Origin of the sequence: Streptomyces asoensis (genome assembly GCF_013085465.1) — a bacterium.
Lineage (GTDB): Bacteria > Actinomycetota > Actinomycetes > Streptomycetales > Streptomycetaceae > Streptomyces > Streptomyces cacaoi_A.
Genome location: NZ_CP049838.1, coordinates 9,007,196 through 9,022,470, shown reverse-complemented (window position 1 = coordinate 9,022,470; position 15,275 = coordinate 9,007,196). Strand labels below are relative to the sequence as shown.

12 protein-coding genes and 1 pseudogene are annotated in these 15,275 nt (G+C 74.4%); 5 read left to right on the top strand and 8 right to left on the bottom strand.

What is annotated here, in order from left to right; translation table 11 throughout:
* The first annotated feature begins 2 nt into the window (after positions 1–2).
* Positions 3–602, top strand: a complete 600-nt coding sequence (rfbC, locus tag G9272_RS40130; RefSeq protein ID WP_171401123.1) for a dTDP-4-dehydrorhamnose 3,5-epimerase — start codon at positions 3–5, stop codon at positions 600–602.
* On the opposite strand, the gene G9272_RS40125 is transcribed toward rfbC, so the two are convergent.
* The 7 genes from G9272_RS40125 to G9272_RS40095 form a co-directional block, all read right to left on the bottom strand.
* Positions 592–1,395, bottom strand: coding sequence for a class I SAM-dependent methyltransferase (locus G9272_RS40125; protein ID WP_171401122.1), 804 nt, complete (start codon positions 1,393–1,395; stop codon positions 592–594). The genes rfbC and G9272_RS40125 overlap by 11 nt on opposite strands.
* On the bottom strand, positions 1,382–2,290 hold the full coding sequence (rfbD, locus tag G9272_RS40120; RefSeq protein ID WP_171401121.1) for a dTDP-4-dehydrorhamnose reductase: 909 nt from the start codon (positions 2,288–2,290) through the stop codon (positions 1,382–1,384). The genes G9272_RS40125 and rfbD overlap by 14 nt, the downstream gene beginning before the upstream one ends.
* Positions 2,287–3,255 carry a dTDP-glucose 4,6-dehydratase gene (gene rfbB, locus G9272_RS40115; protein ID WP_171401120.1) on the bottom strand — a complete coding sequence of 323 codons (969 nt, stop codon included), beginning with the start codon at positions 3,253–3,255 and terminating at the stop codon, positions 2,287–2,289. Before rfbB ends, rfbD begins: the two co-directional genes overlap by 4 nt.
* Entirely contained in the window at positions 3,252–4,319 is a 1,068-nt protein-coding gene (locus tag G9272_RS40110) for a glucose-1-phosphate thymidylyltransferase (RefSeq protein WP_171401119.1), read from the bottom strand. The genes rfbB and G9272_RS40110 overlap by 4 nt, the downstream gene beginning before the upstream one ends.
* 68 nt (positions 4,320–4,387) lie before the next feature.
* Positions 4,388–4,570 carry a hypothetical protein gene (locus G9272_RS40105; protein ID WP_171401118.1) on the bottom strand — a complete coding sequence of 61 codons (183 nt, stop codon included), beginning with the start codon at positions 4,568–4,570 and terminating at the stop codon, positions 4,388–4,390.
* On the bottom strand, positions 4,567–4,905 hold the full coding sequence (locus tag G9272_RS40100; protein ID WP_171401117.1) for a DUF6479 family protein: 339 nt from the start codon (positions 4,903–4,905) through the stop codon (positions 4,567–4,569). Before G9272_RS40100 ends, G9272_RS40105 begins: the two co-directional genes overlap by 4 nt.
* Before the next feature lie 98 nt (positions 4,906–5,003).
* Positions 5,004–7,457, bottom strand: coding sequence for a SpoIIE family protein phosphatase (locus G9272_RS40095; protein ID WP_171401116.1), 2,454 nt, complete (start codon positions 7,455–7,457; stop codon positions 5,004–5,006).
* Positions 7,458–7,670: 213 nt separating this feature from the next.
* Between G9272_RS40095 and lanKC the strand changes: the two genes are divergently transcribed.
* From lanKC to G9272_RS40075, 4 genes are all read left to right on the top strand, one after another.
* Positions 7,671–10,322, top strand: a complete 2,652-nt coding sequence (lanKC, locus tag G9272_RS40090; protein ID WP_171401115.1) for a class III lanthionine synthetase LanKC — start codon at positions 7,671–7,673, stop codon at positions 10,320–10,322.
* A gap of 89 nt (positions 10,323–10,411) precedes the next feature.
* A complete protein-coding gene (locus tag G9272_RS40085; RefSeq protein ID WP_020128989.1) occupies positions 10,412–10,528 on the top strand; it encodes a SapB/AmfS family lanthipeptide in 117 nt (38 codons plus the stop codon).
* 109 nt (positions 10,529–10,637) lie between these two features.
* Positions 10,638–12,392, top strand: coding sequence for an ABC transporter ATP-binding protein (locus tag G9272_RS40080; protein ID WP_171401114.1), 1,755 nt, complete (start codon positions 10,638–10,640; stop codon positions 12,390–12,392).
* Positions 12,389–14,545, top strand: a complete 2,157-nt coding sequence (locus G9272_RS40075; protein ID WP_367398572.1) for an ATP-binding cassette domain-containing protein — start codon at positions 12,389–12,391, stop codon at positions 14,543–14,545. Before G9272_RS40080 ends, G9272_RS40075 begins: the two co-directional genes overlap by 4 nt.
* Here G9272_RS40075 and G9272_RS40070 read toward each other — a convergent pair.
* Positions 14,468–15,073 (bottom strand): annotated as a pseudogene (locus tag G9272_RS40070) (LuxR C-terminal-related transcriptional regulator); the annotation flags it as partial. The gene G9272_RS40075 and the pseudogene G9272_RS40070 overlap by 78 nt on opposite strands.
* Between the last annotated feature and the right edge of the window lie 202 nt (positions 15,074–15,275).

The following is a 15,275-nucleotide window of genomic DNA, read 5'->3' as shown; positions in this document are numbered from 1 at the left end:
CGATGCGGCCACTGGACATCGAGGGCGCCTGGGTGCTGGAACCCAAGATCTTCCCCGACGGGCGGGGCAGCTTCCACGAGTGGTACCGGACTCCGGAGTTCCGGGCGGCCACCGGCTACGACCTGGGGCTCGCCCAGGCCAACTGCTCCGTCTCCCGCCGGGGTGTGCTGCGCGGGGTCCATTTCTCGGACGTGCCGCCGGGGCAGGCCAAGTACGTCACCTGTGTCCGCGGGGCGGTACTCGACGTGGTCGTCGACCTGCGGGTCGGCTCACCCCTGTTCGGGCGGTGGGAGGCGGTCCGGCTGGACGACGACACCCGGCACGCGGTGTTCCTCGCCGAGGGCCTCGGGCACGCCTTCCTGGCCCTCACCGACGAGGCCACCGTGGTCTACCTCTGCTCGACCGGGTACGCGCCCGAGCGTGAGCACGGGGTGCACCCGCTCGACCCGGCGCTGGGCATCGACTGGCCGCGGGGCGTGGAGCCGGTGCTGTCGCCGAAGGACGCGCAGGCGCCGTCGCTGGCCCGGGCGGAGGCGTCGGGGCTGCTGCCCTCGTACGCCTCCTGCCGGGACCGCTACCAGGAGCTGAGGGTCAGCGGCTGACAGCCGCCCGCTCCAGCGCTCCGCGCAGCGGCTCCCAGCCCCGCGAGCGGTCGAGACCCCGGTTGCGGGCCCGCACGAGGGGCTTCCAGAAGCCCGCCCGCAGCAGGGTCTCGGGCCGTACCGCGCGGACCCGTTCCAGGACCGCCTCGGGGACCTTCTGCGGGTCGGGGAGGTCGAACTCGGCGATGATCTCGTGGTACTTCTCGCGCAGGACGGGGTTGCGGGGGTCGGCGCCGAAGACGACGAGCTGGCCGGTCGGCTGGGTGTCGACGGGGACGGCCACCAGGTCGGGGCGGTAGCGGGACAGGATCTCGATGAGCTTGTAGACGTCGCCGGTCCAGGCGGTGGTGTGCCGGTCGCGGGCGGCCTCGTCGACGCCGCGGGGCAGCATGTCGTCGAGGACGATCACGCTCGACCAGTCGGAGTGCTTCTCGACGTTGATGAAGTCGCGCAGCGCGTACTCGAACAGGTGCATGCCGTCGATGAAGGACAGGTCGAGGGTGGTGCGGCGCCAGTGGCCGAGGGGGTGGCGGCCCCGGGCGAGGTTGCGCAGCGGGTGGCGGCCGCCCTTGAGGTGGGCGAGCGGGTTGCGGCGGGCGAAGAAGTCGTCGCTGGTGGCCTTCACCAGGTGGACGTCGCAGCGGATCTCCGAGGTCACCTTGAACGCGGGGTCGACCGCGATGCTCGGCACGCGGGACAGCCGCAGGCTGCGGCCGTCGTTGACGCCGATCTCCAGGTAGTTGCGGTTGGCGGTGGCCTTGTGCAGTTCCCGCAGGAACTCATGGCGTTTCACGAAGGGACTCCTTGAGGGACACCGTGTCGAAGGACGCCTTGCGGATCAGGGGAAGTGCCCGCCCCAGGGCGGCGCGCCAGTCCCGTGGCGGCGACAGGCCCACCTCCTGCCACCGGCCGTGCGCGAGGACGGTGCAGGCCGGCCGGGGCGCGGGGCGGGGAAAGGCGTCGCCGGTGGTGGGGCGCACCCGGTCCGGGTCGGCGCCGACGGAGCGGAACACCTCGCGGGCCAGGTCGTACCAGGTGGCCTCGCCGGCCGCGGTGGCGTGGAAGACGCCCGCCGCGCCGCCGCCGACCTTCGGCCCCAGGTCGGCGATGCGGGCGGCGACGTCCGCGCTCCAGGTGGGCTGGCCGCGCTGGTCGTCGACGACGTCGACGGTGTCGCGGCGGGCCTCCAGTTCCAGCATCGTGCGGACGAAGCTGCGGCCGTGGACGCCGTAGAGCCAGGCGGTGCGCACGATCACGCCGGCATCGGGCAGTACGGCGCGCACGGCCCGCTCGCCGGCCAGCTTGGTGCGGCCGTAGGCGGTGCGGGGGGACGGCGGATGGTCCTCCCGGTAGGGGGCGCGGGCCGCGCCGTCGAAGACGTAGTCGGTGGAGACATGGACCAGGCGGGCGCCGTGCGCGGCGCAGGCGGCGGCCAGCAGCCGGGGTCCCTCGCCGTTGACCAGCAGCGCGCGGGCCTCGTCGGTCTCGGCGTCGTCGACGGCCGTGTAGGCGGCGCAGTTGACCACCAGGTCGGGCCGGTGCGCGGCGAAGGCCCGGGCCACGGATTCGCGCCGGGTGATGTCCAGGCCGGTGTGGTCGAGGCCGGTCACGTCCTCGCCGCGCCGGGCCAGTTCTTCCACCGTGTCCCGCCCGAGCATCCCGCCGGCGCCGGTGACCAGCCATCTCATGGCGTCCGCGCTTTGCGTTTCAGGGGTTCCCACCAGTCGCGGTGGTCCCGGTACCAGGCGACCGTCTCGGCGAGACCGGTGGCGAAGTCGTGGCGGGGCCGGTAGCCGAGCTCGGTACGGGCCTTCGTCCAGTCGACGCAGTAGCGCAGGTCGTGGCCCTTGCGGTCCTCGACGTACTCGACCCGGTCCCAGTCGGCCCCGCAGGCGTCGAGGAGCAGACCGGTCAGCTCGCGGTTGCTCAGCTGGGTGCCGCCGCCGATGTTGTGGACCTCGCCGGGGCGGCCCTTCGTACGGACGAGGTCGACGGCCTCGCAGTGGTCCTCGACGTGCAGCCAGTCACGGACGTTGCGTCCGTCGCCGTAGAGGGGGACCTGCTCGCCGTCCAGGAGGTTCGTGACGAAGAGCGGGATCACCTTCTCGGGGAACTGGTGCGGGCCGTAGTTGTTGGAGCAGCGGGTGACGCGGACGTCCAGGCCGTGGGTGCGGTGGTAGGAGAGGGCGATCAGGTCGGAGGAGGCCTTCGAGGCGGCGTACGGGGAGTTGGGGCGCAGCGGGTGGTCCTCGGTCCAGGCGCCGGTCTCGATGGAGCCGTACACCTCGTCGGTGGAGACGTGCACGAACGGGCCGACGCCGTGCCGCAGGGCCGCGTCCAGCAGCGTCTGGGTGCCGAGGACGTTGGTGCGGACGAAGGTGCCCGCGCCGTCGATGGAGCGGTCGACGTGGGACTCGGCGGCGAAGTGGACGACCTGGTCGGCGGCGGCCGTCAGCTTGTCGACGAGGCCGGCGTCGCAGATGTCGCCGTGCACGAAGTCCAGCCGGGGGTGCCCGGCCGGCAGGTTGGTGCGGCTGCCCGCGTAGGTGAGCTTGTCCAGGACGGTGACGCGCACGGCGGGGTCGCGGGCCAGCAGGCCGCGCACATACGTGGAGCCGATGAATCCGGCGGCCCCGGTGACGAGGAGGTTCATGTGTGGATCTGTACCTTGCTGTGGTCGCCGAGGACCAGCCGGTGGGCCCTGGACACGCCGGCCGCCGGGGTGACCTCGACATGCCGGCCGATCAGGGAGTTCTCGATGCGGCCCACTCCGTCGATGGAGGAGTCGCGCAACACGATGGAGAACTCCAGCTCGCTGTCGGTGATCCGGCAGTTCTCACCGACGGAGGTGAAGGGGCCGATGTAGGAGTCGCGGACCTCGCTGCCCGCACCGAGGACGACGGGCCCGACCAGGCGTGAGTTCACCACCCGGGCGCCGGCCTCCACGACGACCCTGCCGACCGTCTCGGAGGCCTCGTCGACCTCGCCGTCGATGCGGCGCTCGACGCCCTCCAGCACGGTCCGGTTGACCTCCAGCATGTCGACGACGTTCCCGGTGTCCTTCCAGTAGCCCTTGATGATCGTGGAGCGCACCCGGGCGCCGGTGTCGATGAGCCGCTGGACGGCGTCGGTGATCTCCAGCTCGCCGCGCCGGGAGGGCTCGATGGCGCGTACGGCGTCGTGGATCGCGGACGTGAAGAGGTAGACGCCGACCAGGGCGAGGTCGCTCTTGGGGTGCGCGGGCTTCTCCTCGAGGCCGACGACCTGTCCCGCGGGGTCGAGTTCGGCGACGCCGAAGGCACGGGGGTCGGGGACCCGGGTGAGCAGGATCTGGGCGTCGGGCCGGGTCCTGCGGAACTCGTCGACGAGGTCGGTGATGCCGCCGACGATGAAGTTGTCGCCGAGGTACATCACGAAGTCGTCCTCGCCGAGGAAGTCACGGGCGACGATCACCGCGTGGGCGAGGCCGAGGGGCCGGTCCTGCGGGATGTAGGTGATGTCGAGGCCGAACCGGGAGCCGTCGCCGACGGCCTCCCGGATCTCTGCCGCGGTGTCACCGACGATCACACCGACCTCGGTGACGCCGGCGGCGGCGATGGACTCCAGGCCGTAGAAGAGCACGGCCTTGTTGGCGACCGGTACGAGCTGTTTGGCCGAGGTGTGGGTGATCGGACGAAGGCGTGTCCCGGCGCCGCCGGACAGCACGAGAGCCTTCATGAGCCTCAACTCCAGCCCCGGTCGCCGGGCCGCAACCGATTCGTTCGCCGTGCCGACCCTGTGCCCGGTCAGTCCTCACCCCTGACAATGTTCCATTCCGGGCCGGACTGCATCCCGACGACCGCCCCGGGGACGGCGACGGCCGCCAGACAGGTGCGCGGCGCGGCCGTTCCGCGGCGCAGCCGACGGGCCGTGGCCCAGCCGGTCTCGGCCCGGTGGGTCGCCGGTTTCTCCTGGATGTACGCGGTCACGACCGTTCATCCCAACGGGGGCGGTGCTGGTCGGCGCTGTCCCGGCTGCCGGTGGGCCGCAGCTCGTGCGGGGTGAGGCGTTCGCTCTCGTCCGTCGCCGGCGGCATCTCGTTGGGCTCGCGGGCCCGGCGGGTCTCGTGGGCCGGGCCGGAGCCGGGCCTGCGGGGCTGTTCGTGCGGCTTCGGCGGCGCGGGCTCGCGGGCCCGGACCTTGATGCCGAGCCGGAAGGCCCAGATCAGACCGCCGACGAGAACGATCCCGACGACGATGAAGACGACGGTGGCCAGCACGGACTTTCCGGATGCCGCGAGAAAGGCGGAGGCGAAGGTGTCCATGGGCGGCGGGTACCCCGTTCGTGTTCCGGGACACGCGGCGGCCCGGCGGCTCGGTGGTCCGGCGGCTCAGTGGTCCGGCGGCTCAGTGGTCCGGCGGCTCAGTGCTCCAGCGCCAGTTCGCTCCACACCTGCTTGCCGCCGCTGACCGGTACCGTCCCCCAGGCGTCGGACATGGCCTCGACGAGGAGGATGCCCCGGCCGCCGGTGGCCTCCCAGCTCAGACTGGTCGGCTTGACGGGGGTACGGGGCGAGGCGTCGGTCACGGCGACGCGCAGCCGGCGGTCGATCAGGACGAGGTCGAGGCGGACCCGGCCGTCGGTGTGCACCAGGGCGTTGGTCACCAGTTCGGAGACGACGAGCAGGGCGGTGTCCATGGCCTCGGCGGGCACGCCCCAGGCGCGCAGGGTGCGCCGGGTGAAGCGGCGGGCCTGCCGGGCCGCCTCGGGCACCCGCCACACCGTCCAGCCCTCGCGCAGGGGTTTGACGGCCATGCCGTCGTAGCGCATGAGGAGCAGGGCGACGTCGTCGCCGCGGTGGGCGTTGCCGAGCAGGGCGTCGGCGACCAGTCCCAGGTGGGAGGGGTCGGACACGGCCAGTTCGTGGGCGAGGCGGTCCAGGCCGGTGTCGATGTCCATCTCGGCGGACTCCACGAGTCCGTCCGTGGTCAGGGCGATGACGGTGCCGGGCAGCAGACGCAGCGGGGTCATCGGGAACTCGGCCCGGGTCACCACGCCGAGGGGCGGGCCGCCGTCCGTCTCGGCGATGTCGGTCGATCCGTCCGGGTACCGCAGGACGGGTGGCGGGTGCCCGGCCCGTACGCACCAGGCGGTGCCCTCCTCCATGTCGACGTCGACATAGCAGCAGGTGGCGAAGAGGTCGGTCTCCAGCTCCATCAGGAGCCGGTTGGAGTGGGAGACCACGACGTCCGGCGGGTGGCCCTCGGCCGCGTAGGCGCGCAGCGCCGTGCGCATCTGGCCCATGAGGGTGGCGGCGCCCGCGCTGTGTCCCTGGACGTCGCCGATGACGAGGGCGACGTGGTGGTCGGACAGCGGGATCACGTCGTACCAGTCGCCGCCCACCTCGAGGCCCGCGGTGGCCGGCAGATAGCGGGCGACGGCGACGGCGCCGGGGAGTTCCGGCAGGCGGCGCGGGAGCAGCTGGCGCTGGAGCATGCCGACGAGTTCGTGCTCGGCGTCGAAGGCGCGGGCGCGCGTCAGGGCCTGACCGGCGAGGCCGGCGGAAGCGGTGAGCAGGGCGCGTTCGTCGGGGCCGAAGTCGTGCGGCTCGTCCCAGCCGATCAGACAGGCGCCGGCCATGCGTCCGCCGGCGGACAGCGGCAGGACGGCGAGGCCGCCGGGGCCGACCTCGGCGAGGGCAGGTTCCAGGGCGGTGCCGGCGGGCCAGATCCGGGCGCGGCCCTCGCGCAGGGCGGCGGCGAGGGTGGGCATGGCGCGCACGGGCGCGTCGGGCCACTCGGCGCGCCACTCCAGCTGCCACAGCTCGGGCCAGGACTCGGGTTCGGGCGGGTCGAGGACGGTGACCACGAGCCGGTCGTTCTCCAGCTCGGCGAGCGCGATCCGGTCGGCCCGCAGCGGCTTGCGCAGCGCGGCGACGACGGCCTGGCCGACGTCGCTGACGGTGCCCGCGGTGGCGAGCGCGGCGGCCAACCGCTGGACGCGGCCGACGTCGGTGACCTCGCCGCGCAGGGTGGAGGCGTCGGTGACGGTGCCGACGAGCCGCGCCGGCCTGCCGTCGCCGGGCAGCAGCCGGCCGCGCAGCCTGAGCCACCGCGGCGGTCCGGCGGGCTGGAGGACGCGGAACTCCAGCTCGCGCTCGCCGATCGACATGTGGCCGGCCTCGACGACGGACATCAGGGAGGGCAGGTCCTCGGGGACGGTGAGCCCGAGCAGGGTCTCCACCCGGCCGTCGAACCGGTCCCTGCTCAGCCCGAACAGTTCCAGGAGCGCGTCGCCGACCTCGACCCGGCCGGTGTCCATGGCCAGGCTGAAGGCGTTGGGGCGCAGTTCCTCGTCCTCGGCGGGGACGGCCGGGGCGGGGAGGGCGACGGCCTCGGCGACGAGCTCCAGGCAGGCCCGGTCGTCGGCGCCGAAGCCGTCGGGGCGCTCGCTCACGGCGAGCAGACAGCCGCCCGTGCCACCGTGCACGGGCAGGACGGCCAGGTGGACGTCCTGCCCGGCGGGCATCCGCCGCGCCTCCGCGCAGTCGGCGAGCTCCGCCGGGCCCAGCCACACCGGCCGTCCGGCGCGGTGGGCGTCGGCGGCCGGCGAGTGGCCGTCGAGCGGGTAGCTCTCGCGCAGCCCGTACAGGGTCCTCGGGACGCCGGCCGACTCGACCAGCCGGAGCAGGTCGCCGTCCCCGCCGGGTGTGTAGACCGCGACGAGAACCGCGCCCGCGAAGACGAGCGCCTGTTCGAGCGTGCGCCTCACCCGTTCAGGTGAGACGGGATCGGCTGTGATCGTTTTGAGCGCGATTTCGGCACGCAGGGGCCCCGTTCTGCGCTCCGCGGCACCCTCACTGACCACGTCCGCCATTACAGCGCCAAAGGGGCCCCCGCGCAGCCCCTGTGGCCGTTTCGTGGAGGCGACAAGGGGTACGGGCGCCGCCGGCCGCGCTCGAAACGGACCGAACATGTCTTTACGCGTGCGTTCCGCACAGGGATGTCGTGACAGGCGTGACTGTCCACGACCCTCGTCCGCTTGCGAGTCTCTTGGCCGGGCCACGAAAAGGGCCACGGAAGGGGACGCATGGACAAGCGGTACGAGGTGTACGCGCTGGCGGACGCGCACTTCTACGAGACGCCCGACCGGCTGACCGGCGACGGGCCCGCTCCGCTGTTCGACACGGCGTGCCGCCCCGTCCCCGAGGGCTGGACCTCGGCGCGGATCGGCGACTGGCTGACCCTGACGCCGCTCGACGCGGACGGCTCCCCGGCCCCGGGCCCCGCCCAGGGCTGGAAGATCCACGCTTCGGCCACCCGGGCGAACGCGGAGCGGATCGCGGCGATCGTGTGGGACTACTGCGTCCCGCGCCGCGTCCCGTTCAAGTTCGTGCCGGGCCCGCACCTGCTGCATCTGCGCAACACCAAGTACGCGGGCCGCGACACCAGCGGCAAGTTCGTCACGGTCTACCCGTCCGACGAGGAGCAGCTGCACACCGTGCTGCGCGAGCTGGGCGCCCTGCTGGAGGGCTTCGAGGGCCCGTACATCCTGACCGACCTGCGCTGGTCCGACGGCCCGCTCTACGTCCGCTACGGGGCGTTCGCGCGCAGTTACGTCGTCGACGACCGGGGCTCGCTGGTGCCGGCGGTGCGCGACGGCGCGGGAACCCTGGTCCCGGACCGGCGGGCGCCCTCCTTCCAGGTACCGGAGTGGGTGACGCTGCCCCCGTTCCTGGAGCCGCACCTGGCGGCCCGCAACACGACGACGGTGGGCGAACTGCCCTACCGCATCGAGAAGGCGCTGCACTTCTCCAACGGCGGCGGGGTCTACGCGGGCACCGACACCCGGGACGGGCGCAGGGTGGTCCTCAAGGAGGGCCGGCCGCACGCGGGGCTGGCCTCGGACGGGGCCGACGCGATCACCCGGCTGGAGCGGGAGAAGCGGGCGCTGGAGGCGCTGGCGGGGACCGGCGTGGTGCCCGAGGTGCGGGACTGGTTCACCCTCGGCGACCACCGCTTCCTGGTCATGGACCTCGTCGAGGGGCGTCCGCTCAACTCCTTCTTCGCCGAGCGGCACCCGCTGCTCTCCCCCGACCCCGATCCGCGGGCCGTCGCCGCGTACACGGGGTGGGCGGTACGGATCCACGGGGCGGTGGAACGGGCGGTGCGGAAGGTGCACGCGCGCGGGATCGTCTTCAACGACCTGCATGTCTTCAACATCATGGTCGCCCCGGACGAGGAGTCGGTGTGCCTGATCGACTTCGAGGCGGCGGCCCCCGCCGGGGAGAACGGCCGCCAGGTCGTGGCGCACCCCGGCTTCTTCGCACCGCCCGACCGCCGGGGCGCCGACGTCGACCGGTACGCGCTGGCCTGCTTACGGCTGGCCCTGTTCCTGCCCGTCACCACGCTGTTCGTGGTGGACCGGGGCAAGGCGGCCCATCTGGCCGAGGTGATCGCCGAGCAGTTCCCTGACGTACCCGGGGAGTTCCTGGACGGGGCGGTCGCGGAGATCACCCGCGACATCCGCGCGGACGGGCCCGCCCCGGACGGCGGCGCTTCCGGCGCGCCGGTGCGGGTCGCCGCCCGGGTGCCGTCGGCGCCGGCCTTCCGGGTGGAGCCCGGTGACTGGCCGCACAGCCGTGACTCGATGGTCAAGGCGATCCTCGCGTCGGCGACCCCGGAGCGCGACGACCGGCTCTTCCCCGGGGACGTCGCCCAGTTCTCCGACGGCGGCGGTCTCGGGCTGGCGCACGGCGCGGCCGGCGTGCTGTACGCGCTGGCGGTGACCGGCGCCGAACGCCACGAGGACGGCGAGCGCTGGCTCCTCGACCACACCGCCCCGGCCCCGACGGGCACCCCGCTCGGTCTGTACGACGGCCTCGCGGGCGTCGCCCACGTGCTGGACCTGCTGGGGCACCGGCAGCGGGCGCTGGACCTGGTCGACGGCATCCTGCGCGAGCGGTGGCAGAACCTCTCCTCGGACCTGCACGGCGGGCTGGCCGGACTGGGACTCGTCCTCGGCGACCTGGCGCGCCGGACGGGTGAGCCGGGCTTGCGCGAGCGGGCCGCCGAGGCCGCGGACATCGTCGTACGACGACTCGCCGAACCGGTGCCGGACGCGCCCCGGCGGCGCCGGGCCGGGCTGCTGCGGGGCGCGAGCGGACCCGCGCTGTTCCTGCTCAGGCAGTACGAGGCGACCGGCGAGCGCCGGTTCCTTGAGGCGGCCGGCGTCGCCGTGCGCCGGGACCTGGCGGCGTGCAGGGAGCGCGAGGACGGTGCGCTGGAGGTCGACGAGGGGTGGCGGACCCTGCCGTATCTCGGGGACGGGAGCGTGGGGGTGGGGGCGGTGCTCGACGACCACGCGGCCCATGCCGAGGACTCCGCGGGGGAGTTCGAGCGGGCCCGCGCCGGCATCCTCACCGCGGCCACCTCACGCTTCTACGCGCAGCCCGGCCTCTTCCAGGGCCGCGCCGGGATGATCCTGCACCTCGCCCGCACCACCACGCCGGGCGCGACCCGGACCCGGCTCGACGAGCAGATCGCCGCGCTGGGCTGGTTCGCGATGCCCTACCAGGGCCAACTCGCCTTCCCCGGGCACCAGATGATGCGGCTCTCCATGGACCTCGGCACCGGAACGGCCGGCTGTCTGCTGGCCCTCGCCGCCGCCCTCGACCCGGACGGCACGGGCGCCACCGCGCACCTGCCGTTCCTCCCGCCGCCGCACCGGCGGCCCTCATGACACGGCTCCGCGCCAACCGACGGAGTCGTGACGCAACCCGTCCCCACGGGACGTGACATCCAACCGATGAACCGATGAGAGGACACACCATGGCCCTGCTCGACCTTCAGACGATGGAATCCGACGAGCACACCAGCGGCGGCGGCAACAGCACCGTGAGCCTGCTGTCCTGCATCAGCGCGGCCAGCGTTCTGCTCTGTCTCTGACACGCGCGGCACGCACCACACGCTGAAGGCTCCGGGCGGTCCGCTCCTCAGGGAGGGGGCCGCCCGTGGCCCGGCCTCCCCTATACCTCCGAGGAAGTGCGGGAGCAGGATGCCGATGGACCGGACGACCGGTGAGCTGCTCGGCGCGGCCACCCGGCACAGCGGACCCCGCTGCGTGGCCCTGGGTCTGGTGAGCGTGGCGGCGACCGGCGCCGCGCTGCTGCTGCCCGCGGCCCTCGGCCGGGCCCTGGACCTGCTGCTCACCCACTCCCCCGCGACCCGCTGGGTGCTGTGCTGCGCGGCCCTCGCCCTGCTGCTGACCCTGTTCGACGCGTGCGAGACGGTCCTCGGCGGCACTCTCGACGCCCGGACCACCGCCTTCCTGCGCCGCCGGGTCACCGGCCACGTCCTGGCCGTGGGCCCGCGCGCCACGGCCCGTTTCGGCGCCGGGGACCTCGTCGCGCGGGTCGTCGGCAGCGCCGCCCAGGCCGGTACGGCGCCCGGCGCCCGCGCCGCGCTGCTGGCCGCGCTCGCCGGGCCGGTCGGCGCCGTGGCGGCGCTGGCCCTCATCGATCCGTGGCTCGCGGTCGTCCTCCTGACCGGTGCGCCGGTCCTGACGCTCCTGCTGCGGTCCCTCGCCCGGGACACCTCGGCGTGCGTGGCGGACTACCAGCGGGCACAAGGGCGGATCGCGGCCGCGCTCACGGAGGCGGTCGGCGGGGCCCGCACGATCCGCGCGGCGGGCACGGCGGCCCGGGACACCGCACGGATCCTGCGGCCGCTGCCCGAACTGTCCCGGGCGGGCCGGCGCATGTGGCGGGTCCAGGGCCGGGCCGCCGCGCAGGCGACCGCGGTGGCGCCCCTGCTGCACCTCGCGGTCGTCGCCGTCGCGGGCCTGCTGCTCACCCGGCACCGGCTGTCGCCGGGCGACGTCCTCGCCGCGTCCCGCTACGCGGTGCTCGCCACCGGCGTCGGCGTGCTGGTCGGACAGCTCTCCGGCCTGGTCCGGTCCCGGACGGCGGCCACCCGCCTCGGCGAGGTCCTGACGGAACCGGCTCCCCCCTACGGCGACCGCCGCCTGCCACGGGAGGGCCCGGGACGGCTCGAACTGCGCGGCGTGACCGCCCGCCGCGGTGACCGTACGGTGCTGGACGGCGTCGACCTGGTGATACCGGGCGGGACGACACTGGCCCTGGTGGGCCGCTCGGGCGCCGGCAAGTCACTCCTGGCCGCGCTGGCGGGCAGGCTCACCGACCCGGACGCCGGCGAGGTACTGCTGGACGGCGTGCCGCTGCCCGCCCTCCCCCGGGCCGAGCTGCGGGCCGCGATAGCCCAGGCCTTCGACCGCCCGGCCCTGCTGGGCACGACGATCGAGGACACCGTCTCCCTCGGCCTCGCCTCCCCCGCCCGGGTCCGGGAGGCCGCCCGTACGGCCTGCGCCGACGACTTCGTCCGCCGCCTGCCCGACGGCTACGCCACGCCCTGCGCGGACGCCCCGCACTCCGGCGGCGAGGCCCAACGTCTCGGCCTGGCCCGCGCCTTCGCCCACGGCGGCCGGCTCCTCATCCTCGACGACGCCCTCTCCAGCCTCGACACGATCACCGAACGTCAGGTCACCCGGTCCGTGTTCGGCCGCACCACGACCGCCACCCGCCTCGTGGTCGCCCACCGCGCCTCCACGGCCGCCCGCGCCGACACGGTGGCCTGGCTGGACGGGGGCCGGGTGCGGGCGGTGGGGACGCATGAGCAACTGTGGCGGACGGCGGGGTACCGGGCGGTGTTCGGGACGGCTGAAAAAGCCGGCGCCGATGCCCAGGCCGGTGCGCGGACGGAGGCCGAGGCCGGCCCGGAGGCACCGCGGTGAGTCGGGCGTCCGACGCGGACGGGCTCGGGGCCAGGGGGCTCCGCTTTCTGCTGGGCCGTCGGCGGGCCCTGGGTCGGCTGCTGGGCTGGTCGGTGCTGGAGACCGGGCAGACCTTCCTGCTCGGATACGCCTTGGCGCGGGCGCTGGACGACGGGTTCCTGGCCGGGCGGTCCGGGGTGGGGCTGCGGTGGCTCGCGGTGGCCGGGCTCGGGGTGCTCGTGGGCGCGTACGGGACCGGGCGGGTGTACGGGGCGGTCGCCGCGCTGGTGGAACCGCTGCGGGACCGGCTGGTCACCCGGGTGGTGCGGCGGGGCGTGCGGGAGGCGGACGGCGGCGCGCTGTCCGGGCTCACCCAGCAGGTGGAGATCGCGCGGGACAGCTCCGCGGGCCTGGTGATGGTCTCGCGCTCGTTCGTGTTCACGTCCGCCGGCGCTCTGGTCGGCCTGTGCGCGCTCGCGCCGCGGCTCCTGCTGGTGGTCGTGCCGCCGCTCGCCGCCGGCGTGTGCCTGTTCGCGGTGACCCTGCGGCCGCTGGCACGACGGCAGGAGGCGTTCCTCGCCGCCGACGAGGCTCTGGCGGGGCACCTCGGCGTCGTCTGCCCGGGGCTCAGGGACGTCACGGCGGCCGGCGCGGAGGACCGGATCGCCCTGGACACCGGCGCACTCGTCGACGCCGAGCTGCGCGCGGCCCGCGCCCTGGCCCACTGGGGCGTGGCCCGCGTGGCATGCCTGGCGCTCGGCGGTCATCTGCCGCTGGTCCTGCTGCTGGCCGGCGCTCCCTGGCTGCTGGACCACGGCGTGACCCCCGGCGCTCTCGTCGGCGCCCTCGCCTATGTCACCCAGTCCCTGCTCCCGGCCCTGACCGCCCTGGTCCACGGCCTGGGCACGAGCGGCTCCCGTCTGACGGTCGTCCTGCGGCGGCTGGCCCCACGCGGCGAGACACCGGAACTCCCGGCCGACGGCGCGGACCGGCCGGCGACGCGGCACCACCGACCGCCCGGCCCCCAGCGACCGCCCGCCACACGGCGACCGGCAAGCACCGACCCGACCCTGCCCCGGCCCCGTGAAGCACCAGACCACTCGTCCGCCGCCCCCTGCCAGCTCACCGGCCACGACCCGTCCACCGGCCACCACCCGTCCACCGAGCGTCCCCGGCCGAGCGCAACCCCGCAGGCCCCACCCCGACGGTCCGCCCCTCCGGTGGCCCCGCCGAGCCCCGCACCCCCCGCGCTCTCCCTGACCTCCCTCACCTTCGCCTACGGTCCCGCCTCCGCACCTGTCGTCGACGGCCTCACGCTCACCCTGCCCACCGGGGCGCATCTGGCCGTCGTGGGTCCGAGCGGGGTCGGGAAGTCCACGCTGACCGGGCTGATCGCCGGGCTGCTGGAGCCGGTGCGCGGGGAGATGCGGATCTGCGGTCGGCCGGTGCCGGGCAGCGACGCGGCCGCTCGGCGCGTGCTCATCCCGCAGGAGGCGTACGTGTTCAGCGACACCCTCGGCGAGAACCTCACGCACCTGCGGCCGGACCCCGTGCCCGCGGCGGAACTGCTCGCGGCGGCCGAGGCGGTCGGCCTGACCCCGCTGCTCGACGCGCTGGGCGGACCGGCGGCGAGGGTGGATCCGGCGGCGCTGTCGGCCGGCGAACGCCAGTTGATCGCCCTCACGCGCGCGTACCTGTCGCACGCCCCGCTCGCCCTCCTCGACGAGGCGACCAGCCACCTGGACCAGGAGGCGGAGGCCCGCGCCGAGCGCGCCTTCGCCGCCCGGCCGGGCGGCACCCTGGTCGTCGTCGCCCACCGCATCAGCTCGGCCAGGCGCGCCGGCCGGGTGCTGGTCATGGACGGGCCGCGGACCACGTACGGCACCCACGACGAGGTGGTGCGACGCTCTTCCCTGTACCGCGATCTCGTCGGCGGCTGGGAAGGAGCGGAGGAAACAGGGGAAGCGGCGGAAGCAGGGGAAGCAGGGGAAGCAGAAGGAACGGCGGACGGCTCACAGCCAGCCCTGCCCCTGGGAGATACGGATGGCGTCGACCCGGTTGCGGGCGCCGGTCTTGCGGGTGATCGCCGCCATGTAGTTGCGCACGGTCCCGTGGGACAGATGCAGGTTCCCGGCGATCTCCGCGACGGAGGCGCCCTCGGCGGCGAGGGTTAACACGCTCAGCTCCCGACGGGTCAGCGGCATCTCGGCGGCCTTGAGGAAGCCGAAGCCCAGCGAGTCATTGACGAAACGTTCCCCCTGGGCAACCTTCCGGATGCCGCGCAGCAGCTGCTCCGGTGTGCCCGCCTTGTCGACATAGCCGAGCGCCCCCGCCTCCAGGGCCCGTTTCAGCAGGCCCGGCCGGTTCGCGCTGGCGAGCACCAGCAGACGCGGCGGCACCAGGCCGCCACCCCGCGGGCACAAGTCGCCCAGCGGCGGGAGGCCGTAGGCGTCGGAGCAGTCGAGGTCCGCCGCACACACGTCCGGACGCACCGCCCCGACGCGGCCCGCCGCGCTGCGCCACGGGACGTCCTCCACCCGAAGATCGGGTTCCCGGGACAGCCACTGTGCGAGGACCGATCTGACCAGACACGCGTCGTGCACCAGTAGTACGCGGATCACTGCCGCCCCTTCAGCTCTCGCCGTACGCCGGTTCCGTGGTGTTGTTCGTGCTGTTGTCCGTGGTGTGGAACGCGTGCCCATTCTTCGGCTCCGGGACCGTTTCTCAGCGCGAAGATCCGGCCATCGGGTTGCGCGGGGGCGCACGCGGGGCGCCCGTACGCCGCCGCGCGCTTCGGCCGAGGGGGCATGAGGGTGGTCCGACGGGGTACGGGGCAGCCTTCGGCGGGCGCGTCGCTCGCCGTGCGCGCCGGGCCGCCAGGGGGCAGATTTGGACCCTGAGGCT

Coding starts and splice junctions, on each gene's coding strand:
- rfbB (WP_171401120.1), bottom strand. CDS start 3,255: ATGAACCTCCTCGTCACCGGGGCCGCCGGATTCATCGGCTCCACGTAT.
- G9272_RS40110 (WP_171401119.1), bottom strand. CDS start 4,319: ATGAAGGCTCTCGTGCTGTCCGGCGGCGCCGGGACACGCCTTCGTCCG.
- G9272_RS40095 (WP_171401116.1), bottom strand. CDS start 7,457: ATGGCGGACGTGGTCAGTGAGGGTGCCGCGGAGCGCAGAACGGGGCCC.
- rfbC (WP_171401123.1), top strand. CDS start 3: ATGCGGCCACTGGACATCGAGGGCGCCTGGGTGCTGGAACCCAAGATC.
- rfbD (WP_171401121.1), bottom strand. CDS start 2,290: ATGAGATGGCTGGTCACCGGCGCCGGCGGGATGCTCGGGCGGGACACG.
- G9272_RS40085 (WP_020128989.1), top strand. CDS start 10,412: ATGGCCCTGCTCGACCTTCAGACGATGGAATCCGACGAGCACACCAGC.
- G9272_RS40100 (WP_171401117.1), bottom strand. CDS start 4,905: ATGGACACCTTCGCCTCCGCCTTTCTCGCGGCATCCGGAAAGTCCGTG.
- lanKC (WP_171401115.1), top strand. CDS start 7,671: ATGGACAAGCGGTACGAGGTGTACGCGCTGGCGGACGCGCACTTCTAC.
- G9272_RS40080 (WP_171401114.1), top strand. CDS start 10,638: ATGCCGATGGACCGGACGACCGGTGAGCTGCTCGGCGCGGCCACCCGG.